Below are 22,119 nucleotides of genomic sequence, written 5' to 3'. Positions count from 1 at the left end.
TCGCGACCGGATTCCAGATGGCGGCCAATGGCGGCTGATCGCGGTCATGGGCCGCTCCCGCAATTACGGCGTTCCGGGCCCCGGACTTTTCACTGCACAATCTTGATCCACTCTCCCGGCTTGGGCTCACCGCGGGGAAAGTAACCATTGAGCAGGCGCAGTTGCTCCTCGGCGTATTCGCCGATCTCCATATGGCGGGCCAGTGATGCGAAAGTGGTTTTTTCGTTGGCTTTTACATAACGCACCCGTTTGATATTCGGCTGGATAATGTCGCTTTTGCGCAGGGGGCGGAAGCTGCGAATGCTGGTGAGAAAGAGGTTGTCATACTCCTCGCCGGCCTTTTCCTCTCCCTCCGGCAGATTGTTGATCTTACCCTCGAAAACATACTGGCGACTGCCGTAGAAAATTACCGCTACCCGGTCCGGGTCCTCGCTGCCGGCCTTCGGCAACTTGCCGGTGTGGCCCTGCAGGCGGTACTGCTGTAGCTGTTCGTCCTCTTCGAGACGACGCACGTCATAGGTTTCCCGCAGCGCCATATCCGGGGGCTGGTTGCTGTTGCGCCTGTCCACCTTGAGGGTGATGGTGGCGGAATTGTCCGGCGCAATGCCGACGATGGCTTCGCGCTGGTTCTCGACTTTCCAGCCCTCCGGGAACAGCAGAGAAAATCCGAGCCGCTTGTGGTTGTAGCGGTTCTTTTCCGACTGTCGCGCGTTCTGCCCGTAGACCAGACCGTCGGTCTTCTCGCGGTAGTATTCGACTTTGGTTACCTTTTTGTCCTCCGGCAGCTCTCCAGCTGCCGCCACAACTTCCTTCAGGCGGATATCGTTGCGAGGGTGGGAGGAGAAAACTCCGTGGTAGGTCTGCTGCTTTTTACCTTCCACCCTGGCGCGTCGGCGGGAGAAGGTCTCCTGGTCTTTCAGCAGGGCGATCACATTGATCATCGCCTGCGGATCGTAGCCGGCGTTGTACATATACTGTGCGCCAAAGCGGTCCGCTTCCAGTTCCATATCGCGGCCGTAACCTTTCACCGCCGCGGTGCTCCACAGGTTGGCCACGTCGCCGACGACACCACTGCCGGTCACCAGTACGGAGAGTACCGAGGCGACGCCGGCGCCGGTGGCGGCGGTTTTCTGCCGCACCGCGTGGCGGGCGGTTATATGCCCAACTTCGTGGGCTAGCACCGCGGCCATTTCCGCCTCCGAGTGCAGATAGGTGAGCAGACCGCGGTTGATATACACATAACCCCCCGGCAGGGCGAAGGCATTGATATCCTGGCTGTCGATGATGGTGAAGTGGTATTCCAGGTCCGGCCTGTCGCTGGCCGCGGCCACCTTCTGGCCCACATGCTCCACATAGGCGTTCAGTACCGGATCGTTATAGATCGGAGTGCTCTTCACCAGCTTCTGGTGCATTTCCCGGCCGATTTCAATTTCGCGGGATTCCGACATCAATACCAGGTCCGGCCGGTTGGTGGCGGGGTTGAAGGCGCAGCCGGCGATGGCCGCGATTACCGCGGTGGCGAGTATTTTGTGTAAAGTGTGCATTGTTTTGGTCCTCCGCTGAATTTGAGGAGCGTCAACTACTCGAAGATTTGCCGCCGGCAGGTTGTGCCGGCAGCAGGAACTGCTGAAGCTGTGCCGCCATTCCCTTGCAGGCGTTGTTCTGTACGCGGGCGATCAGGGGAATGGGCACTACGATGGCGGGCATATAGGAAGTGCCCTTGGCATCCGCACTGAGCTTTCCGGAGAGCTCCCGGTCGCGGAAGTCCCAGACCGATGCCTCGTAGTCGGATTCCTTGTCCCAGGTGCCGAAACCGAAACAGCCCGCGCCACCGGTGCCGATGGAACAGCCGATGGAACCGGCGCTGGCGGTGGTCTCGGTGGAGCCATCGATCCACACGATGTATTTCACCCCGTAGGTTTCCATGCGCTCGCGCACTTCGGGGATATCCACCAGTCGGTCCAGGGATTTCAGGTGCATCGGCGCGGTGCGCGGTTCGAACCAGGGGTACATGGCGTCGACGAAGTGCTGCTCGGGAATAACGGTGACCCCTCGCTTGGGATTGTGCAGGCGCCGGCCCACACAGTCGATCAGGTCCGGTTCGGTTTCGTACTCGCTGGAGTGGCGCCGGCCCAGGATAACAACGGAGTCGCCGCGGGCGAGTTCGCCATCACTGCGCCGGTATTCGTCGATCACCACCGTGGTGCAGCCGCTCAGCAGCACCAATGCGAAAACAAAAATTGACTTGGCCACAATAACCTCCTGTTACTCCGTGGTTTCTTCGCCGGCGGTTTCGTCACCCTTCATGGAAAGCGCCCGCTGCTTGTTGGCCAGGAACGCCTGCAGTTCCGGCACCCGTTCGAAGCCGGTGTACAGGGTGGCGCCGGCATCGCGCAGGGCGATATTGATGGCCTGGGCCAGGGCGTCCTCCTGGGACTTGAGAAAAGCAGTGGGCGTTTTGCCGTAGGCAGTGATCACCCAGTTCGCCACTGACTCGCCGCGCTGGTCATAGGCGTGCATATCGTATTTGATCCACACCTCGAAAATATTGACGCGGTTTTCCCGCGGCATGGTGAACTGGAGTTCGCGCACTTCCGGCACAATGACCAGCTCGACATTTTTCGGCAGGTCCTGGGGGTACTGGGAGAGGGAAACCGCCTCGGTAAACATGGAGCCGAGCACCGTTTCGAAAAGGTTTTTCTGCGCCTTGCCTGTGTTGATATTCCACTCGTCACGGTCCGCGCTGTCCTCGTGATGGGTGAACTTACGGAATTCATCGCTGAGATAGATGCCCACCGTAAGGGGATGCTGCTGCCCGACCGGCTGCGGGTAGCGTCCATCGACACTTACCGTGTGCGAGCAGGCAGCGGCGAGCAGCAGCGCCGAAACCAGGGTGATTTTCCAGACCGCGGAAAATCCATTTTTTGACCAAGCCATAACTCGCTCCTGGATAACCCTTTAACCTAGCAGTCACAGGTCATCCTGACCTGTTTGACTGTCGCCCTTGAAATCCTGGCACAAATACGCGGATTTGCTGGTATTTCAAGGGCTCGCGGCGGCCTGCCGCCGCGGCGGCACATCCTTGTGCCGCATTAGCCCGGCCACCTATTTGGTTGCCGGGCTAATAGTTACCGGAAATCATTTAACCCCACAAAAGTCCCGCCATTGCGATAGGTGAGTTCGCGCATCAGCGCGGCAAATCGCAGCCCGGTTGTTTGCAGGTGCCGCGGTCGGGAAAACTGAATGGGAAAGCCGATGGCGTGAATACGTACCATACGCTGGTCTTCGCCGCGCTGGGCATTAACCCTGTCCACTGCCATCATCACATTGCGGATGGATTTGCCCGTGAATTCATCTCCCAGAACATAGATGCTGATTTTCTTGTTGGGATCGTAGAAGCTGCGCACCGCCTTCTGGATACCTTCCACCGGGCTGGAGTTGCTGAACGGGTTCCAGGACCTGAGGCGCTGCAGTATCGCCTGGCGGCGCCCGGGGGTGTCGGGTATCCATTTGCCACGGTAATTGTTGAACATATAGTCCCCCATGTCGTTCATTACCTGGATGCCTTTGACGTTGGGGTAGATGTCCAGGGTGTTGACCATCTCCGTCATCATGCGGTCCCAGCCGTAGTTGAACATACTACCGGAGGTATCGATGATGAACAGAATATATTCGCTGTCTACCGGGATGCCGCCGATCACATTGTTCTTGCGCTGGTAGTTTTCCCCCAGCAGGCGGCGCATTTCCTCGGTCAGGGTCTGCAGCGCCACGGTCAGCTCACCCTTGAGTTTGCCCTCCTCGCTCTCGCCCTCGGTTTTGCGCGCGTAGAGGGCCTGCAGAGTGTCCAGTTCGCCTCTCAACTTGGCAATGCGCTTGCGCTCGATGTCCAGTTGTTCGCGCTTGGCATTGAGGTCGCGGTTGAGAATGCTGGTTTCGCCGCGGATTTCCGCCAGCTGCTGCTGCAGGTCCTGGACCTGGCCGTCCAGATCCAGTTCGGCTTCCTCGAGCACAATCGGCTCGATGGTCTTGGCGATCATCAGCAGCAGGACGATGGCGCCGAAGCCACAGCAGATGACGTCGAGAAAGGAGATGCTGAATTCTTCCTGTTGACGTTTGTTGCGGTTGCGTTTCATGGCCAGTCCCTCGAGGGCGCCAGAAACGAGCCGCGGGTATCCATGGCCAGTTTCCAGAACTCGCTCGCGGCAAAGGGATCGCCCTCCATCGGCGCCAGGATGACATTGACCGGAACGTCTTTCGGCAGCACTTTTATCGCGCGCCTGAACAGATCGATACGGTCCCGGCCGGAAATGGTATTGCCGCGGGGCTTTTTCATGCCCTGGGTGGGCAGACCGTCGGTGATCAGGATGATGTTGTCCGGCAGGGGCGACAGGTTACTGACCGCGTGGAACACCCGCTCCAGGCTGGTGCCGTTTTCGGGTACGACTTTGTCCAGTTCCTCGATGGCCTTATCCAACTGGTCGCGGTCGTCCACGTTCAGCCAGCGGCCCTCGGTGCCGGCGATGGCGGCGCGAAAGCCGGTGTCGAAGGTGTAGATCTGGTACTGGCTGTCCTGGGGAAACTGCGCGGTCAGCCAGGATACGGTATTGATTGCGCGGCGCCACTTGTCGGTCTTGCGTTTGACATGGGACGACATATTGCGCGTGCGGATCACCTTGATGAGCTGGTCCGCGAGCATACTCGCGGAGGAGTCGAGCAGGATCAGGATGCGGTCGCCGCCCAGTTGTAGCCCGGTGAGATACTGGCGATCGCCGTCGCCCACATACTTGCGTACGTTGTTGCCGAGTTTTTTGTTCTCCGATTCCAGCTCTTTCTTGGCCTGCTCCAGCTTTTTCAGTTTTTCCTGCAGTCGCTTGACGTCCTGCTCCTCGTCGGCGCTGTCGACCTCGGCGATATTGCCCTTGACCTCCTCGATCTGCTCGATAATGCGCCGCGCCAGGCCCTGGGCATCCGCCAGTTCGTCGCTGGTGGTATCCAGGGTGTTGCGCGCCAGCACCAGATGTTCGCGGCCGAATTCCACTTCCTCCTGCAGCAGGTTGACCTCCGCGGCCAGGTCCTGGTTCTCCGCCTCTATGTCGCGGTCGGAGCCGTGTTTGATAATCAAAAAGATCAGCGCTACGGCGCCGAAGCCGCAGGACATGATGTCGAGGAACGACAGGCTGAAGGTGCTGAACCGCCGGTTCTTACGCGCCATAGTGCTCCACGCTGATCGCAGTGATTACATCGTCGATATCCGCCGCGCCGATTTTGTCGCCGGCGGCGAGGTTCACCGGCGCGGCGATCTGCTCGCCGTTCAGCATCAGCCGGGCTCCGGCGTCCACACGCAGCGCGAGCCGTCCGGCGTGGTTGGTCACCGTGGCCGCGGGGTGGTGCGGCGGGGTTGCGGTCACCTCGAGTTTGCCATCCTTCCAACTGACAAACAGTGGCTGTTGCGCCGCCAGAGCCCGGTGGCCGAACAGCAGGTGGGTGGCCGCCGCCTCGGCGGCGCTGTTGACCTGGACTGCCACTTCGCTGGCGGGGGCCGCGCTCAGTGCGGTGACCAGGCGCAGGGCACCGGCATCGCTGTGGATTTCCCCCCAGCGCCGTGTCACAGCCTGGGCCACACAGTTGTGGGGCAGCAGATGTATGCGCTCCGCCAGCTGCGCGCCGCCGGGAATTTCCGCCCAGCGATGGGAGACGAAGACCACACTGTTGGCTTCCGCCAGGTTGTCGATCAGTGCGCGCACCCGCGACAGGATCGGCGTGCTGGCGTCCTGCAGCTGACGTAGATTTACTTTCGCTGTGCGGTCGTCCAGTTCCGCCATCACCTCACCCTGGCGCATAGCGCGGCCGACCCACTGCGGCAGCATGTCGTAGAGCTGCTGTTCCGCTTCCGCGGAGTAGAGCGGATCGAAGCGGCACTGCATTATGAAGGCGTCGGTAAACACCCGCGCCCAGGCGTCCAGGAAACTTTGTATACCGGCGTCGCTGACGGTTTCCGCCATATCCAGTACCGCCTGTTCATGGACCGCCACGCGGCTCACCAGGCTCTGGTGGCGCTGTAGTTCGACGTGCAGCTGCACGCCGCGGGGGGCGCAACTGCCGATACAGGCGGTGGCGGCATCCACCAGGCCCACGGCGTTCACCGGACTTTCCTTGACGATCCCCAGCAACAGCGCCAGCTGTTCGCGGGTAAAATTGCCGGGCACCGCCAGCACTATTTCTCCCGGAAGATCGCAGTGCTCGGCGATTTCCTCCAGGTGGCAGTACGCCAGGTCCGCGTGGTGGCGGCAGCGGGCGTTGTTCGACTTCAGCGACTCCAGACTGAGTCGGCGCCAGAACTGGCTGTTTACCTGAGTCGGATGGCTGCGCGCACGCATCAGTGCCGCGGCGCCCACCAGTATCTGCCGGTTCTCCACCACGGCGACGCCGGGGCTTTCCAGTATTTCATCGGTGCCGGTGAATACCCGCAGCCCGCAGTCGTTGATTTCCAGTACGCCTTGGTTCATGGGCGATTCCTTCTTTGGCTCGCCAGCAGGCCCGTGCCCAACTGGCTAATTACCCTGTAGGAGCGGCCGTTGGCCGCGATCGATCTCACTTCGGAGCTGGATTTGATCGCGGCCAACGGCCGCTCCTACAATTCTTTTAACCCGGCGATCAGCTCACTTTCAAAAACCGCAACAGGTTGTTGTCGCAGTAATTCTGCGTATCCAGCACCAGCCGCTCCTGCATCAGTTGCAGTTGGTGGGTGAAAAACATGATCACGATGCTGATCACCAGCGCGACAAAGGTGGAATTGAAAGCCACGCCCAGGCTGACGGTCACCCCGGCGATATCCCCTTCCACCGCCCGGTGCGCCTGGGACAGCGCCTCGCCGATACCGCGCACCGTGCCGATAAAGCCGATGGAGGGTATGGCCCAGGTGATGTAGCGCACCATGGCCAGTTCGCTGTCCAAACGGTCACCCTCGGTGTCGCACACCTCTTTCACGGAATTGGAAACCGCTGCCACATTGCGGGTGGAGCCGAAGCGCTGCAGGGCGGTGAGCAGGGCGCGGGGCAGCAGGAAGTTGCGCTCTTCCTCCGGCAGGGCCTGTATGGGGCGGGTGAGGTCCCGCGCGTCTTCCGGCAGGATCGGCGTGCCTTCGCTGATATTGAGCAGGGCGCTATCGAGCAGGCGGCGTTCGCGCAGGCTGCGTCGGGCTTTCAGCCCCATAATCGCCATGGCCCAGAGCATCAGTACGAAGCAGGCCTCCTGTTCGTAGTCGCGCATCACGATGTAGAGCGAGCGCTGCTGTATGTAGGTTTCCCCGGCGGCTTCGCGGGCCAATTGCTCTTCGATCAGCGCATCCGCGTTGGGGCGGATAATTGCCACATAGATGGCGTGCACCAGGATGATGGCACCCAACAGGGCGAAGAGCTGAAAGATAAAATCGGAGGTTTTGAATTTCATGACAGTGCTCTTTTAAATATCGATGGGATAGGAGACGGACAGGTCCTCGGAAATCTCCTCCGAGGGGCGGTAGTCGTCGGCTTCTTTCTCCGTTTTTTTCTTGTCGCGATCGGCTTGTGCCACCTGCACTTCTTTCTCCGTGTTTTCTTCTTCCACTTTATCCTGCGCTGTCAGCGGCGCGGAAGTGAATACCAGACTGAGAAAAATTACTGTCCATTTCATGGTGTCGTCTCCCCATTGACCCAGCGGGCTACGCGGAAACCCACATCGTTGCGGGGGTCGGCGCCGTAATCGCGAAAAGAAAGTCGCAGCTCGGTGAGGCCGGCGTGGCGCCAGCTGGAGCCGCGAATTACGTGATAGTCGCCATCCTGCGGGCCCACAGGGTTTTCCTCCCGTCTCAGCGAGAGCCCGGTGCCGATGGTGTAGAGGTCGTGCACCCACTCGGAAACATTGCCCCCCAGGTCGTGGATGCCCAGGGAATTGGGGGAGTAACTGCCCACCGGCGAAGTGGCGGCGTATCGGTCGCTGTAGGTGCGCAGTACCGCGGGTACCAGTTGCGCGGCGCTGGTGTCGGCGAAATTGCCGGAGTTTTTTTGCACCGGCAGCTCATCGCCCCAGGGGAATTTGCGCATGGCTCCCCGGTCGTAGCGGGCGGCCCAGGCCCATTCCGCCTCGGTGGGCAGGCGGTAGCCGTCGGCGGCAGTGTCGAAGCCAATGATGCGGCCGCGTTCGGTCAGGTACACGGGGTTGAGGCCGTCGCGCTCGGACAGCCAGTTGCAGAAGAGAGCCGCGTCGGACCAGCTGATATTCACCACTGGCAGGTTGTCGTTGTCCAGGCTGACTCCCTGCACGTGGCTGGAGCTGTGCATGCGCTGGTAGCGGCGATACTCGCCGTTGGTGACTTCGGTGGTAGCGAGGTAGAAGGGGCGGGTCAGGGAGACCTGGCGCAGCACTTCGTTGGCGCGGCGGCCCTGTTCGCGGCGGGAGGAGCCCATGGTGAAGCGGGCATCGGGGCGCATCAGCCTCATGCGGCCGCCGGCGCCGTGGGTGATTTCCGCCGGCACCTTGGACCAGTGGGCCTGTTCGGCGGTGAGCAGTATCGCGCGCACGGTCTGTTCCAGCTTACCGCTGGGCACTATGCTGGTCTGGTAATCCTCGTAGCCGGCCTTGCGCACCACGATACTGTGGCTGCGCGCGGGCAGGGTAAAGGTCTGGCCGGCAATACCGGCGAGTTCGCCGTCGATAAAGACTTGGGCGTTTTCCGGACTGCTGGTGATGCGTACGCGGCCGAATACGGCGGAGAGGTCGACGGAGAGATCGCGCTCGACGCCAGCGGCTATGTCGATGGTGCGATCCACCGAGCTGTAACCGTCCTTGAAAAAACGCAATTGATGGCTGTGCCCGGAGGCCAGTTCCAGCCGCAGTGGTGTGCGGCCGCGAAATTCGCCGTCCACGGTGACGCTGGCGTCTTCCGGGACACTGGTCAGGTGCAGGATGCCGTCCGCGGGCCCCAGGTCCACCGGCGCCAGTGTCTGGTCGACGCCCGCGGTCACCTCCACGGGGATCTTTTCGGTTTTGTGGTCCGGCATCGACAGTTCCACCAGCCTGTCTCCCTGAATGAGTTCCGCGCTCAGTGGCGTGGTGCCGAGCACCTCACCCTCCACGGTGACGGTGGCGCCGGGTGGATTGGTGCTGATATGGATACTGGCCCAGGCGGGGCGCAGTTTTGCCTGCAGTGTCTGGGTGTTGTCCAGGCCCTCGATATCCACTTCGCGGGTAAAGGGCAGGTAGCGTTCGCTCAATATGGTGATGCGCTTGCGTCCGGCGGGAATATTCTTTGCCAGGCCGTGTTCGCTGGGGACTTCGTCGCTGTCCACCAGGATGCGCACCGCCACCGGCGGATCGGTGATCACCCGCAGGTGCCCGGGGAGTTTTTCCAGTTTGACGATGTGGCGGCTGTGGCCGTCGCTGTCGACTTCCACCTCGCCGCTTTTTGGCAGGTAGCCCTCGGCGCTCACGGTGTAGCTGTAGTGACCCGGCAGGACCAGATGGCCGTCGCCCAGGGGCAGGGCGAGGCCGCTGACGCTGACATCGGCGTCGGTGGGCTGGGTTTCAAAAATCAGCGAGCGGGCGACCAGCAGGTAGACCAGCGCCAACAAGCCCAGCAGCAGGCAGCCGGCAATAGACAGCGCGCGGGGAGAAAACAGCAGTTTTCTGCCGCCGGCTTCGACTTGGACCGGCGTGAAGCCGGTGGGCTCTATGAGCAAAAAGTCGTCGTCCGCTCGATCGCTCTCGCGAACGGGTACCGCTTCCTTCGCTGTCATTTATGCTTTCCTGTTACTGCGCACTTAGGGCTCGCGCAGGAATAACTTCTGCATTCGAGCGCATCTGCGCCACGCCTGCTGCGTTGCACTTCTTGACAAGGGCGCGCCATTGCCTGCGAAGTGCGCCTTGCCGGCATGGCGCAGCTGCGCTCTCGGTGCGACGAAGTTATTGCTGCGCGAGCCCTATCAACTTATCGCGTGTGAAGTCCTCGCGCGGGTTTCGGGAAACCGACGGACCGGCACGAAGTATTCATGGTGCCCTACAGCTTAGCCCGCAACTGGTACCGCCAGTGTCTTTGTAACGCCATTTGGCACAAAAGTCATCTTATCGCGGGAACCGCCCTGGCGTTTGTGTCCAGGTTTTTCCACACATGAAAGTCGTGCAGTTTTTGATCAATAAGCGGAGGGGTCGTTCGCGCGCTCAGCTGTTATTGACGCCGTTAATTTTCTCCGCGCACTGGATGACCACAGTGGGTGGTTCGGCGGTGGGGTCCACGGTAAATTCCCGGCGAACGTCCCGGTAGCCCTCGCGGGTGCCCACGGCGGTGTAGCGACCCGGCTTCAGAGTGATCTCGCGCTCGGCAAAATTGCCCAGCCGGCCCACGTGATAAATCGTCACGCTGGTGCTGGTGTCGGATTGCAGGCGCACCGGGATGGGGATCAGCGCTTTGGTGATCGCGTTTTCCAGTTGTTCGATCTGGCCTTGCAGGCGCGGCGTGCCGCTGTCGAGTTTGCGCGCGTCGGCGAGCACTTCGCGGGCGTAGCGGTTGCGCTTGCCGCCGCCGAGGGAGAGCGGGTCTTCGAGCAATTCCTGCAGTTGGTCGTCCAACTGGGCGCGGGCTTCGGCGCGGGCCTTTCCGGTGATGGCGGAAACCAGGCTGGAATCCATTTTCAGCAGTTTGCGGTAATTTTCCGCGGCGGCGTGCCATTCTTCCGCCGCCTCCTGTTGGCGCGCGCGGCTGAATAATTGGTTGATACGCTGTTGTTCGAGGCCGTTGTCGGCCTGCCGCAATCCGACGGCGGGGTCTTCAGCCTGTGGCTTCAGCGCCTGCGCTTTCTGGAAGGATTTTTTCGCCGCGGAAAAATTCTCCTCGGCGATCGCCGCATAGCCCGCGGACATGGCCTCGCTGTAGTCGCGCTCGGTGATGTCGGCGAGAACCCGCGGCAGAAGTTCCTTGGCCGGGCGGGTCTCCGGGTCCACCGCCAGGGATTTCTTCAGGGCGTCGCGGGCTGCGTTCAGGTCGTTTTTTTCGAATGCCGTTTTGCCTTCGGTGAAGTGTTCCCAGGCCTCGGGCAGTTTTTCCGCACGGGCCTTGCCCTTGACACCACGGGGGTGATCTTCGGAAATGGTCAACACCAGGTCGAAGGCGGTATGCGCGGCCTTGGCGTCGCCGCGATCAAGGGCTTCGTTGCCTTCGGCCAGGTGTTTTTCGATACGGTCGGGAATGCCATCGCGCAGCGACTGTATCGCGGTCAGGGCTTCGCGGTATTTGTCCAGGGCCTGCATGAATTTGCGCTGGCGGTAGATCCCGTCCGCTTCCTCCGCCAGAGCCCGGGCCGCGGAAAACTCCTCGCCGGCCCAGAGATCTATCTGCCGTTCCTCCAGTTCCTCCTGCAGCATCAGGATATCCTGCAGCACTTTCTGGACCTCGCGTCGCTGCTGGGCCATTTCCGCTTCGCTGTAGGGGGAGGTCTCGATTTTTTTCGGGGCGCCGGTTTGCGTATCGGCGGTTTGGGCGACGGGGAGTTGCGGCCTGGGTTTTCCCACCAGTTGCGGCAGGCCCCAGAAAACCCCGACCAGGGCCAGTAGCAGACCCGCGCCCACCACGACGGCCAGGTGCTGCTGGTTTCGCGGATTTTTTTGCGCGGCCGCTGCGCGGGTCTGCTGGGACTCCGCTTGCGCGGGCTTTTCGCCGCCGAAAGTAAATTCCGCCGGTTGGATGAATCCGTTGTCTTCTGGTGACGGGTCGCGGTGTTGCATAGTCGTTCCGCACTGCTGTTTATTTTCTGTAGGAGCGGGCCATACCCGCGATCGGCAGCGATTTCCGCCGCCGATCGCGGGTATGGCCCGCTCCTACCGGATCTTGTGGGTCATTACCATTCGGTTCAGATACTGGTTTCCAGCGCGCCGGTTTCCGCCTGGTAGATTTCCCTGAGCAGTTCGCGCCACTGGCGGTACTGGTTTTCCACGGTGCCGGTGAGGGTCACGGTGCGGTCTTCCAGCTCGACGATCTGTGGCTCCACCTCCGACTGCATGGAGTCGCCCAGTTCCTGCAGCGCCTCTATGTGCATCTTGGCTTCCGCGCGGCGGTCGAAACCGCTCTTGATCAGGTAGCCGCCGCCGGCGATTCCCACCTGGCCGGCGGCGCGGGCGGCGCCGGTGCCGCCCCCGGCGGCGGCAATTCCGCCGATAATCGCCGCCGCGCCCATGATGGTATGGTTGCGGGCCTTGCGCTTCAGTTCGCGCATCTGCTGCACTTCCTCGTAGCTCAAGGCGCGCCACTCCTGATAGGGCGTCTCCATGGATTTCACGAAGGTGCCGTAGTAGCCCTGCAGGGTATCCACGAACAGGTAGTCCCGCTCGCGGATGCGGCGCACGCGCTCGAGCATGGGGTCGTTCTCCGCGGGCAGGGCGGTCAGCTGGTAGAGGCCATCCTCGTTCCGGATCAGGTAGCGGTCGAACGCGTGGGGGGAAAAACTGCGCGCGAACTTCATTTCGGAAATGGTGCGCAGCTCGGCGATGTACTGGTCTGAGAGCCGCTGCCGATAGATCAGCATGTCGTTGGCGATGCGGTTGTAGACTCCCTGGAAGGCGTCGCCCTCGGTGGGGTGCTTGCGGTCGTAGGCGTACTGGGAGGCCTGCTCGGTATACTCCTTGTTGAACCACACTTGGCCGCGGGAGTCGGTGACGGTGACATCCACGGTGAGGGTCTCGCCGTCGGACTGCAGGATGGTGCCGGTGACGGTGACATCGATATTGGTGCGCTCGCTGGGGATGACCCGTACCGCGCCCCAGCCCTGGCTGGACTGCAGCGACTCGGCGAGGGTGACGGCGAGGTAGCGGGATTCCGCGCGGCGGAGTTCGGGGAAAACCAATTCGTCCTCATCCACCTCTGTGCTGTCCAGACCGGGGTTGAACTGCACTATGCCCACGTCCAGCAGGCGGTCTTCGGGAATGGTCGCGTCCTCCACCGTGAGCGGCGTAAAGGCAGTGGTGCGCACGTCGGTGGTGGTGCAGGCGCCGAGAGCCAGCAGCGCCGCCAGCAGCAGGCTGCGCCCCAGAGCGTCAACGCAGAAATTCGTCCTGGACAAAAGCATACCGACTTCCTCCGTTGTCACTTCTGTGCTTTCTTATATTTTCGATATTCTTCCCACAGTTTTTCCCGCAATTCCGGGTCCGACTCGCGGGTGGCCGCCTCGCGGATCTGGCGAGCCACCACATCGTCGTCGTCGCCTTGGGGAATGTCCGCCGGCACCACCGGGGTGGTTCCGCTGTGGTCGTACTCGCCTTTGCGACCGGCGGTGGGCAGGCCGGGGCCGGTGGCCTGGCCGCTGGAGTTGTTCATTTCCGGGCCGCTGCCGCCCTCGCCACCGCCTCCGGGGGGCGCGGGGATTTCCGCTTCGGCGGATTCGATCAGGTCCTCCAGGGATTCCCCGGGGGGCGCTTCATCCATGCCTTCCTCTTCCTCTTCGGGGGAGGCGGGGCGGTTGCGCACATAGTCCCGCGAGCGCAGGATCATGCCGTCGTAGCTGGCCATGGTGGCATCGAACTCGCCCTCCAGTTCCGCGACCCGCTCCGCGGAGCTGGCCGGCGCTTCATTGGGGGCGCCGCTGCCGCTCGCCGGGCTGCCGGCGCTGGCCTGGGCACTGGAGGAACCTCCGGCCGAGGCGCTGCTGGAGGAAGACGCGCTGTTGGAAGCGCTGCTGGATGAGGCACTACTGGAAGAACTGCTGGAGCTGGAAGAGGACGCGGTCTGCTCCTCCTCGGAAAAGTCGACTTCGTCCGGCGGCTCGCCCTCGCTGTTGGTGGAGGGGTCCGGGGGCATGCGGCTCTCCTCCGCGCGCTGGTCGGACTCGCTGTACACCGGTGTGGAGCGCTCGCCGCTGCGTGTGCTGTCGGGCCCGCTGTCGCTGGCGGAGCGGCTGCGCTGCGATTTCTCACCGCTGTTTGAGGCGGTGCTGGACTGCTGGCTGGACTCGCTGCCGGATTCGATGCTCGGCAGATCCATGCTGGGGCGGTTGCTGTCGACGGTGACGCTGGGCATGCCCTGACTGGGACTGCTGGAAGAACTGCTCGAGGGCATGCCGGAGCTCGCGGTCGAGGGCTGGCTATTGCTGGAGGAGCTGCTCGATGAGGAGGAGCTCGACTGGGATTGGGAGGAAGAACTGGAGGACGACTGGGACTGCGACGGCTGTGCCGGTGGTTGCGATTGGGTCTGTTGGCTTTTGCAGCCTGCGAGCGCCGCGCTCAGCGCCACAGCGGAGACCAGCGTGCGCCAGCCAAATTCTTCGAGTACTGCTTTCCGTAGTGTCATTGTGTCTCTCCCGAGCTGCGTGTCCGGTGCTGGCCCGGTTTCTGTAGGAACGGCGGGGCGGCCATCCGCCGTTGGCCGCGATCGGACCAGCTTCGTAGCGAGTTCGATCGCGGCCAACGGCCGCTCCTACACGGGGCTGTGTTTACACCTTATGTTCGACAGCTTCTGTTATCCAGAGTTGAAACTTCCCGTCCGTTCCCACGCCATTTTCCCGCTTCAATCGAATACGAAGCGCTGCACTATGCCCGTGGTGTCCACCGGTTCACCGTCTTCGAAGCGCGGACGAAATTTTGCGCGCTTGAGTACATTGCGCACCCGCGAACGGATGCTCACACTGTTTTCCGGCTTGGCATCCAGTACCCGGATATTGCGCACCTTGCCGAAAGCGGTCACGTCGTAGGAGACGGTGACGTAGGACTGCGCCAGCGCTTCGCGGTCCTCTTCCAGTATCGGCAGTGCCGGCAGCGCCGCGGGGCGACCGAAAATATCCTCGATCTCCCGGTTGGTGGCGCCGTTGTCCCACAGCGCCTGGTAGGCCTCACCGTAGGTTTTCTTCGCCGAATGCCATTTGTTGAACATCATATACCAATCGCCCAGTTCCACCTTCGCCTTGGCGGAGGCCGCCGGAGGGGACTGGGGGTTTTTCTGGTAGACGTCCACGATGCGCGCAATGGCATTTTTGCCAGAGCTGAAACTGTTCATGCGGTAGTGATCCAGTTTGGATCTCTGTGGGTCCATGCCGTTGCCTCCGCCAAAGCTGGTGTTCACCACTATCGCTTCCTGCGGCTCACCCTTGTAAGTGGCCAGGTAGTAGTTGGTGGCCTTGAGGCCGCGCAGGGCCTCCACAAGGCGCAGGTCGTTGGCGCCGAAGTTCTGGGTGATGATATCCACCGCCAGGGTGTAGAGGTTGGTGGCGCTGATCAGGTGCTCGAACAGCGTAGCCCCTTTTTCCTCTACGTAGGACTGCAGGTGCCAGCGGCTCAGGTTGTTGATGACCGGCAGCATGCGGGGGTCCTTTTCCCCGTAGTTGCGCGCGTGCAGCCAGAAGAGATACTGCTGGTTGTCATTGGCTTCTTCCCATTGCTGCAGCGCGATCTGGCTGCTGATCATGCGCTCGATCATGGGCACCTGATTCAGCGAGTAGAGACCCTCGTTGACCCGGTTGATCAGCATGGCGCGGCGGAATTCCCCGATCGCCTCTTCGTGAGCGCCGGCTTTCTGCAGCGCCGTGGCCAGGCCCAGCAACTGCTCATCGATGCCCGCGCCGTAGGCACCCTGTTCCGCCTCCAGTTCTTCAATGCGGGCGCGGTAGTTCTCCACCGCCTCCGAGGGGCGCAGCTGTCGCCTGGGCGTTTCCAGGGGTTTCGACGCGGCCTCGATATAAGCGGGGGGCGGAGCCTTGGAATCGACGGCGGTGGCTGTGCCTTCTTCCGCGTAGGTGTCACCACACAGCAGAGCTGTGGCTGTAAACATCAAGCCGATAGCAAAATTGTTGCCGATTTCTGTCTGTGTCACGGTTGAACCACTTCTGTTCCATGTTGTACTTCACCCGTCTCGCACTCTGTTGGGAGCGGAGAGGCGGGCACGAATTCCGCTCGGGCGCTGTGGCCGTGCGGATTTTTCTCTCCCTGAAGTGTGGTTCTTGCACAATCCCTGACTGTGCCCGGAGTGATTGTTCTTTCCGGTGGCAGGTTACCGGCCCGCCGATCCAGGCGGCGCCATTACCTGTGAAAGTGCGCCCCGTTTCTGCCGGCGGCGGCCTGGGGGTGCGTAAAAATGAGTATAGCCAAGGGGCGCTTGTCACTTGCGATTGTGGCGGCAGTTGCGCCCGATGCATCAGGTCCTGTTCACCTATTCGGTGTAGCAGCCCGGCGGGGGGAAGGCGCGGGCAATACACGGATATTAGGAAACAGGTGCCAGTAATTTTGTGTCGCAGTTAAAAAAATGGATCGGCATCACAAAAAGTTTTTTTCCGTGGGCGCCGCTCGCCGGCTGCCGGTATTTCAGTGAATTGCGCAATGTCTGTCCTAATCCATTTGGTCATAATCTGCAGAGTTGTGCGCGAATCCCCCTTCCCTTGGGTGGAGGATTTGGATTCGATCCCGGCAAGCGCCATAATCGGCCCGTGTGTTAGCAGGAGATAGTCAGTGAGTATTGAAATTCACCCCGCTGTAGCCAGCTGTCTGCGCGGCTTCGAAGTACCCGATCGGCTGGGTTTCGGCACCGTGATGGCGCCGGTGATGTTTCGCGCCCGCTGCCAGGACGGCTGCTGGAGCACCGGCGAACTGGTGCCCTACGGACCGCTGGCGCTGGACCCCGCGGCCAAGGTGCTGCATTACGCCCAGTCCTGTTTCGAGGGCATGAAAGCCTATCGCACCCGGGACGGTGGGGTCAGCCTGTTCCGCCCGGAGCGCAACGCCGCGCGCATGGCCCATTCCGCCGAGCGGTTGTGCATGCCGCCGGTGCCGGAGTCTCTATTTATGGAAGGCGTGCGCACGGTGACCGCCTACTGCGCCAACCTGGTGCCGGCGAGCAGTGGTGAGTCCCTCTACCTGCGCCCGTTCCTGCTGGGCACCCAGCCGGACCTGTCGGTTTCCGCCAGTGCCTCCTACGAGTTCTACGTAATCGCCAGCCCCTCCGAGGCCTATCACGCCGGCAATATGCGCCTGTGGGTGGAGCGGGAGGACTCCCGCGCGGCGGTGGGCGGCACCGGCGACAGTAAAGTGGGCGGCAACTACGCCGCCTCGCTGCTCTCCATCGCGAGGCTCAAGAAGCGGGGCTACGACCAGTCCCTGTGGTTGAACCCCGGCAACCGGCGTACCGTGGACGAGCTCTCCGGCATGAACTTCTTCGCGGTGATCGACGGCGAGCTGCACACGCCGGCCCTGAGCGGCTCGATCCTCGAAGGGGTCACTCGGGACTCGCTGATCACCCTGGCCCGGGAACTGGGTTACACCGTGCGCGAGCTGGACATCGATATCGAAGAGTTGCTCGCCCGGGTGCGGGACGGCAGTTGCAGCGAGGCATTCGCCTGCGGCACCGCGGCGATCGTCAGCCCGATCAGCGTTCTGGGGGACGACAACGGGGAATACCTCCTCTCCTCGGTCCCCGGCCCGGTGGCCGTGTGCCTGCGCGAGGCGCTGCTGGATATCCAGGAGGGGCGCGCGGAGGATCGCTTTGGCTGGATGCGGCCGGTGGAAGTGGTCGATATCAATGACCAGTGACCAATGATCGCCCCCCTTGTAGGAGCGGCCGGACCGCTCCTACAAGAATTTTTTCGGATCTCGGGGTAATCGGTATCAATTTTTCCCTGCAGAATGTTTCCAGAGGAAACGCGAACAAAACTTTCCCGCCAATTTAATTTCGATCGTTGACTTGTGCGACCCAAGTGTTACAACGACAAGTGCAACAATAAGAAAGACTGGAGCTTTGGGAATGGCCTCTTAGCGGTATTCCTCACTTTGACAAGCAGTATCCAGATCAAACTGAGCAATTGAGGACTCTCCCGAGTTTCTTGCAGTGTAGTGAGGAAAACGGGATGTTGAACCATACGTTCGGACTGCTGCTACAGCCGCGTCGGCAGTGGCAGCTAATCGGCAGCCTGTCGGAGAAAAATCTCCGCCGGCAAATTCCCTATGTGATCGTGCTGGCGCTGCTGCCGGCGCTGGCCTGGTATTTCGGCACCACCCGGGTGGGCTGGAGTATCGGCGGCGGGGAGCCGGTGCGGATTACCAGCGACAGCGCCCTGTCCCTGGTGGCGGTGTTCTACTGCACCATGGTGCTGGCGGTGGTGGCCATCGGTTATTTTATTCACTGGATGGCGAAAACCTACGGCGCCAGGACCTATCCCATGAAGGGCATGGTGGTCGCCGGCTTTACCGCAACGCCCATCTTTATCGCCGGTGCGGCCGGCTTCTACCCGCTGTTGTGGCTGGATATCCTGCTCGCCACCCTGGCGGTGGCCTATGCGGTGTACCTGCTGTATCTGGGTATTCCCATCGTGATGGAGGTTTCCGAGGAGCGCGGCTTCCTGTTCGCCAGCGCGATTGTCACTGTATCCATGGTGATGGCGGTGCTGGTGATGGTGGGCACGGTGCTTTTCTGGAGTTTTATTTCCGCGCCGGTATTTCACTAAATTATCGGGATCGAAAATTCCCCTCCCTGTAGGAGCGGCCGTTGGCCGCGATCGGCTTGTGCTACGGAGCAAGGCAGATCGCGGCCTACGGCCGCTCCTACAGGGTGATGGTGCCGGTTCCTACTTCAGTTCCAAAAAAATCACGGCGTATAGCGATATTCCAATACATAGCCATTGGCCAGTTGCACCTGCTGCGCCGCAGGGCTGCCCCTTTCCAGTTCAATTTCCACCAGTGACTTCACCACCTGCCGCGGTTCGGTATCGACGCAGTGCACACTCATCGCGGCGATGGCCCGGTCCTCGCTGATTACCGAGTGCTCCAATATTTGCAACAGCAGCCGTTCGTTATTGGCGCGCAATTGGTAGCCGGGCCCGCTGGGAAGAGTGACGCGGTACTTGAGGGCGCCCCAGGGTCCGCCGCAGCGGATCGCCAGGTATTCCCGCGGCGGCCGGTCGCCGGGAATGGCGCCGGAATTGAATGACTCGAAAGTCTCACCCAGCTCCTGCCGGGCCCGGTAGTTATTTTCCCCGGTGCGGATTTCCAGTTCCAGGGTTTCTGCGGCTGCGGCGGCCGCAAGGCAGGCGGAGAGTGCGGGGGCAAGGCGGATAAAATTCATGTTTGCGGAAACTATTCTGTCCCTGTTATTTCCCAGACCCTACAGCTCACCGGAGCTTCCGGCAAGGCCGCTTGCTGGCCATCGGTCGATTGGATACCATCGACTCACTGGCAGTCACTAATTTTTTCGCGATTTAATTGGTACAAACGTACCTATCTGGAAGCCGTCTCAGAAACGTAGCGAGCGGGTGCCTGGCGGTGGCCGCCGGAGCGCAAGAAGCGGAGTGTACAAGTAGTACATGAGCATTCCGACCGGGCTGGCGCACCAGCACCGCCGGACGCCGTCAGGCGCACGCGCAGTAGTTTATGAGGTGGCTTGCGCTGCCGGACGGAACAACTCGAATAATCAGCAAGGAAAACTATCATGAAGACCGCAGCTTATATTGGCGTGGCCCTGGCGGCCGTGCTGGCCGTAGCCTGTTCCAGGGATGCGGACACCGCGAAAACCGAACAGTCACAACCGTCGGCCTCCGCCGATTTCCAGAAACAATTGCTCAAGCAGCTGATTTCCGCGCAGTCGGGCGACGTGATCGAAATTCCCGCCGGCCGCTTCCAACTCAATCGCAGCCTGTCCCTGAACGTGGACGGAGTAACAATTCGCGGCGCGGGCATGAGCGAGAGCGTTCTCTCCTTCAAGGACCAGATTCAGGGAGCAGAGGGCCTGTTGGTGAATGCCAGCGATTTCACCATCGAGGACCTGGCCATAGAGGACACCATCGGCGATGGGCTCAAGGTCAACGAGGGTGAGAATATTATTATTCGCAATGTCCGGGTGGAGTGGACCAACGGTCCATCCACCGACAACGGAGCCTACGGCATCTACCCGGTGCAGACGAAGAACACCCTGGTGGAGGGTTCGGTGGCCATCGGCGCTTCCGACGCGGGCATCTATGTGGGCCAGTCGCGCAACGTGATCGTGCGCAACAACCGCGCCGAATACAACGTGGCCGGTATCGAAATCGAAAATACCATCGGTGCCGACGTATACGGCAATGTGGCCACCAACAACACCGGCGGCATCCTGGTTTTCAATATGCCCAACCTGCCCCAGCCGGGCCACAGCACTCGTGTTTACAATAACCGGGTGTTCAAAAACAACACCGACAATTTCGGCCACGAGGGCACACCGGTGGCAGCGGTTCCCGCCGGCTCGGGTGTGGTGATCAATTCCAACGACCTGGTGGAAATCTTCGACAACGAAATTTCAGATAACGACACCGCCAATATAATCGTCAGCAGTTATTACACCTCCGGTTTCTACAGCGACAAATCCACCCAGGATGATTTCGACCCCTATCCCGAGGGCATCTACATTTACGACAACCAATTCAGCGGCGGCGGCAAGTCCCCGGATCATCTGGAGTTGAAGGCGCTGAAACTGGCCAAATTCGGACTGGGCGGTAGCCTGCCGGATATTTTGTGGGACGGCGTGGTGAATCCGGAAAAATTGGTGGACGGCGAGCTGCCCGAGAAACTCCGGGTGTGCGTCGGCAACGGAGAAGCGGGCATTGTCAATGTGGACGCCGCCAATGACTTCAAAAATATTTCCACCGATATAACCCCGCACCGCTGCAGCCTGAAAAAACTGCCACAGATAGTGCTGGAATTTGACAGCCCGGCCGGCGAAGGGGATGAAATCGCACAAGCCGAGGCCGCCGATGCATAAGCTGTTTTGGGGTGGCGTGCTGGCCCTGGCGCTCGCGGGGTGCGAAGCGCCCCGCGAGCAGGTGACCATCCACGGCCGCGATGCGGTGCCGGAGCGGCTGAGCGACTGGCATATCGTGGAAGTGATCGACGGCGAGCTGTCTCTCAACGCCGGCGTCACTCCCTACGACCTGAACACCCAGTTGTTTACCGACTACGCCCACAAGCTGCGCACCGTGTGGATGCCCGCGGGCAGCTCCGCCCGCTACGCCGAGGAAGCCTTCGATTACCCGATGGGCACGGTGCTGAGCAAGACCTTTTATTACCCGAAAGCCGGGGGCGGAGGGGTGTTGCGCACCGCGGATTACAGCGCGGACTTTTCCCGTTCAGGGCTGAACCTGGAAAAAGTGCGGCTGGTGGAAACCCGCCTGCTGGTGAAGCGCGAGGACGGCTGGCAGGCACTGCCCTACGTGTGGAATGCGGGGCAGACGCAAGCCACACTGGAAATCGCCGGCGATGCCATCCCCATGCAACTGGTGGGCGGGGAGGGCGGGAGCAATGCCTTCACCTATGTGGTGCCGGATGCCAATCAGTGCGCCGGCTGCCACGCGGACAATCACACCAACAAGGCGATCCGCCCGCTGGGCCCGCGCGCGCGCCACCTGAACAAGGAGTACGTCCACAAACTGGGCAGTTACGCCGAGGGTGCGCAGAACCAGTTATTGCACTGGCAGCAGATCGGCTATCTCAGCGAACTGCCGGAGTTGGCCGCCATACCGCGCAATGCCAGCTACTCGGATAACGGCTTCCCTCTCGAGGAGCGCGCTCGCGCCTACCTGGACATCAACTGTGGCCACTGCCACAACCCGGCGGGTCCGGCGGACACCTCCGGGCTGATGCTGCACAGGGCCGAACAGGACCAGCGCCGCCTGGGGCTGTGCAAGCCCCCAGTGGCCGCCGGCACCGGCAGCGGCAACCGCCGTTTTGCCGTAGTGCCCGGCCGCCCGGAAGAGTCGATCCTGAGTTTCCGAGTGGAGTCCACCGACCCGGGGGCGATGATGCCGGAGTTGGGGCGGAGCCTGGTACACGAGGAGGGTGTGGCGCTGTTGCGCGAGTGGATTGCGGGTATGCCGGGGGATTGTCAATGAAAAATGATCAGTAATCATTGGTCCGTGGACCATGGTGAAGCCGGTGGTTTAGTTGATCATTGTTAATTGGTAACTACTCATCCCGACAGTCCCCTCTCCCCCTTTTGGGGGAGAGGGTTAGGGAGAGGGGGAGCCGGCCAAGGGGGGGGCCCCCCCCCCCCCCCCCCCCCCCCCCCCCCCCCCGGCGGGGGGGGGGGGGGGGGGCGGCGCGGCCGCGGGGGGGGGGGGGGGGGGGGGTGGGGGGGGGGGGGGGCGGGGGGGGGGGGGC

The 22,119-nt window shown here is 61.7% G+C and carries 18 protein-coding genes and 1 other RNA gene; 4 read left to right on the top strand and 15 right to left on the bottom strand.

Going from position 1 to position 22,119, the window contains the following annotated elements:
- Positions 1-89: 89 nt before the first annotated feature.
- From FHS09_RS15340 to FHS09_RS15280, 13 genes are all read right to left on the bottom strand, one after another.
- Complete coding sequence (locus FHS09_RS15340; RefSeq protein ID WP_183461480.1) at positions 90-1,544, bottom strand: M48 family metalloprotease; 1,455 nt, start codon at positions 1,542-1,544, stop codon at positions 90-92.
- Between the two features lie 31 nt (positions 1,545-1,575).
- Positions 1,576-2,253: a hypothetical protein gene (locus FHS09_RS15335; RefSeq protein WP_343057498.1), complete on the bottom strand. Its 678-nt coding sequence runs from the start codon at positions 2,251-2,253 to the stop codon at positions 1,576-1,578.
- Between the two features lie 12 nt (positions 2,254-2,265).
- Positions 2,266-2,937 (bottom strand): hypothetical protein, encoded by a 672-nt coding sequence (locus FHS09_RS15330; RefSeq protein WP_183461478.1) that lies wholly within the window; start codon positions 2,935-2,937, stop codon positions 2,266-2,268.
- Between the two features lie 191 nt (positions 2,938-3,128).
- Entirely contained in the window at positions 3,129-4,133 is a 1,005-nt protein-coding gene (locus tag FHS09_RS15325; protein WP_183461476.1) for a vWA domain-containing protein, read from the bottom strand.
- Complete coding sequence (locus tag FHS09_RS15320; protein WP_183461474.1) at positions 4,130-5,212, bottom strand: vWA domain-containing protein; 1,083 nt, start codon at positions 5,210-5,212, stop codon at positions 4,130-4,132. Before FHS09_RS15320 ends, FHS09_RS15325 begins: the two co-directional genes overlap by 4 nt.
- Positions 5,202-6,506, bottom strand: a complete 1,305-nt coding sequence (locus FHS09_RS15315; protein WP_183461472.1) for a hypothetical protein — start codon at positions 6,504-6,506, stop codon at positions 5,202-5,204. Before FHS09_RS15315 ends, FHS09_RS15320 begins: the two co-directional genes overlap by 11 nt.
- 148 nt (positions 6,507-6,654) lie before the next feature.
- Complete coding sequence (locus tag FHS09_RS15310) at positions 6,655-7,449, bottom strand: MotA/TolQ/ExbB proton channel family protein (protein WP_183461470.1); 795 nt, start codon at positions 7,447-7,449, stop codon at positions 6,655-6,657.
- Between the two features lie 12 nt (positions 7,450-7,461).
- Positions 7,462-7,671, bottom strand: a complete 210-nt coding sequence (locus tag FHS09_RS15305) for a hypothetical protein (protein WP_183461468.1) — start codon at positions 7,669-7,671, stop codon at positions 7,462-7,464.
- Positions 7,668-9,773 carry an SUMF1/EgtB/PvdO family nonheme iron enzyme gene (locus tag FHS09_RS15300; protein WP_183461466.1) on the bottom strand — a complete coding sequence of 702 codons (2,106 nt, stop codon included), beginning with the start codon at positions 9,771-9,773 and terminating at the stop codon, positions 7,668-7,670. Before FHS09_RS15300 ends, FHS09_RS15305 begins: the two co-directional genes overlap by 4 nt.
- Before the next feature lie 421 nt (positions 9,774-10,194).
- Positions 10,195-11,754, bottom strand: a complete 1,560-nt coding sequence (locus FHS09_RS15295) for a tetratricopeptide repeat protein (RefSeq protein ID WP_183461464.1) — start codon at positions 11,752-11,754, stop codon at positions 10,195-10,197.
- A gap of 125 nt (positions 11,755-11,879) precedes the next feature.
- Positions 11,880-13,091, bottom strand: coding sequence for a hypothetical protein (locus FHS09_RS15290; RefSeq protein ID WP_183461462.1), 1,212 nt, complete (start codon positions 13,089-13,091; stop codon positions 11,880-11,882).
- Between the two features lie 17 nt (positions 13,092-13,108).
- Positions 13,109-14,308 (bottom strand): hypothetical protein, encoded by a 1,200-nt coding sequence (locus FHS09_RS15285; protein WP_183461460.1) that lies wholly within the window; start codon positions 14,306-14,308, stop codon positions 13,109-13,111.
- 216 nt (positions 14,309-14,524) lie between these two features.
- Complete coding sequence (locus FHS09_RS15280) at positions 14,525-15,823, bottom strand: hypothetical protein (RefSeq protein WP_183461458.1); 1,299 nt, start codon at positions 15,821-15,823, stop codon at positions 14,525-14,527.
- Positions 15,824-16,455: 632 nt separating this feature from the next.
- Between FHS09_RS15280 and FHS09_RS15275 the strand changes: the two genes are divergently transcribed.
- Together FHS09_RS15275 and FHS09_RS15270 are read left to right on the top strand one after the other, a co-directional pair.
- Positions 16,456-17,532 (top strand): branched-chain amino acid aminotransferase, encoded by a 1,077-nt coding sequence (locus FHS09_RS15275; RefSeq protein WP_183461456.1) that lies wholly within the window; start codon positions 16,456-16,458, stop codon positions 17,530-17,532.
- 314 nt (positions 17,533-17,846) lie between these two features.
- Complete coding sequence (locus FHS09_RS15270) at positions 17,847-18,443, top strand: Yip1 family protein (protein ID WP_183461454.1); 597 nt, start codon at positions 17,847-17,849, stop codon at positions 18,441-18,443.
- Between the two features lie 140 nt (positions 18,444-18,583).
- On the opposite strand, the gene FHS09_RS15265 is transcribed toward FHS09_RS15270, so the two are convergent.
- Positions 18,584-19,060 (bottom strand): hypothetical protein, encoded by a 477-nt coding sequence (locus FHS09_RS15265; RefSeq protein ID WP_183461451.1) that lies wholly within the window; start codon positions 19,058-19,060, stop codon positions 18,584-18,586.
- Positions 19,061-19,227: 167 nt separating this feature from the next.
- A non-coding RNA gene (locus FHS09_RS15260) (sX9 sRNA) lies at positions 19,228-19,300 on the bottom strand.
- Positions 19,301-19,423: 123 nt separating this feature from the next.
- On the opposite strand from FHS09_RS15260, the gene FHS09_RS15255 reads away from it, so the two are divergent.
- Both FHS09_RS15255 and FHS09_RS15250 read left to right on the top strand, forming a co-directional pair.
- A complete protein-coding gene (locus FHS09_RS15255; RefSeq protein ID WP_183461449.1) occupies positions 19,424-20,725 on the top strand; it encodes a parallel beta-helix domain-containing protein in 1,302 nt (433 codons plus the stop codon).
- Entirely contained in the window at positions 20,718-21,851 is a 1,134-nt protein-coding gene (locus FHS09_RS15250) for an SO2930 family diheme c-type cytochrome (protein WP_183461447.1), read from the top strand. The genes FHS09_RS15255 and FHS09_RS15250 overlap by 8 nt, the downstream gene beginning before the upstream one ends.
- Positions 21,852-22,119: the final 268 nt, after the last annotated feature.

Source organism: Microbulbifer rhizosphaerae (assembly GCF_014191725.1).
GTDB lineage: Bacteria > Pseudomonadota > Gammaproteobacteria > Pseudomonadales > Cellvibrionaceae > Microbulbifer > Microbulbifer rhizosphaerae.
Note: the sequence above shows the minus strand (reverse complement) of the source record. Positions and strands in the feature narration are given on the sequence as shown.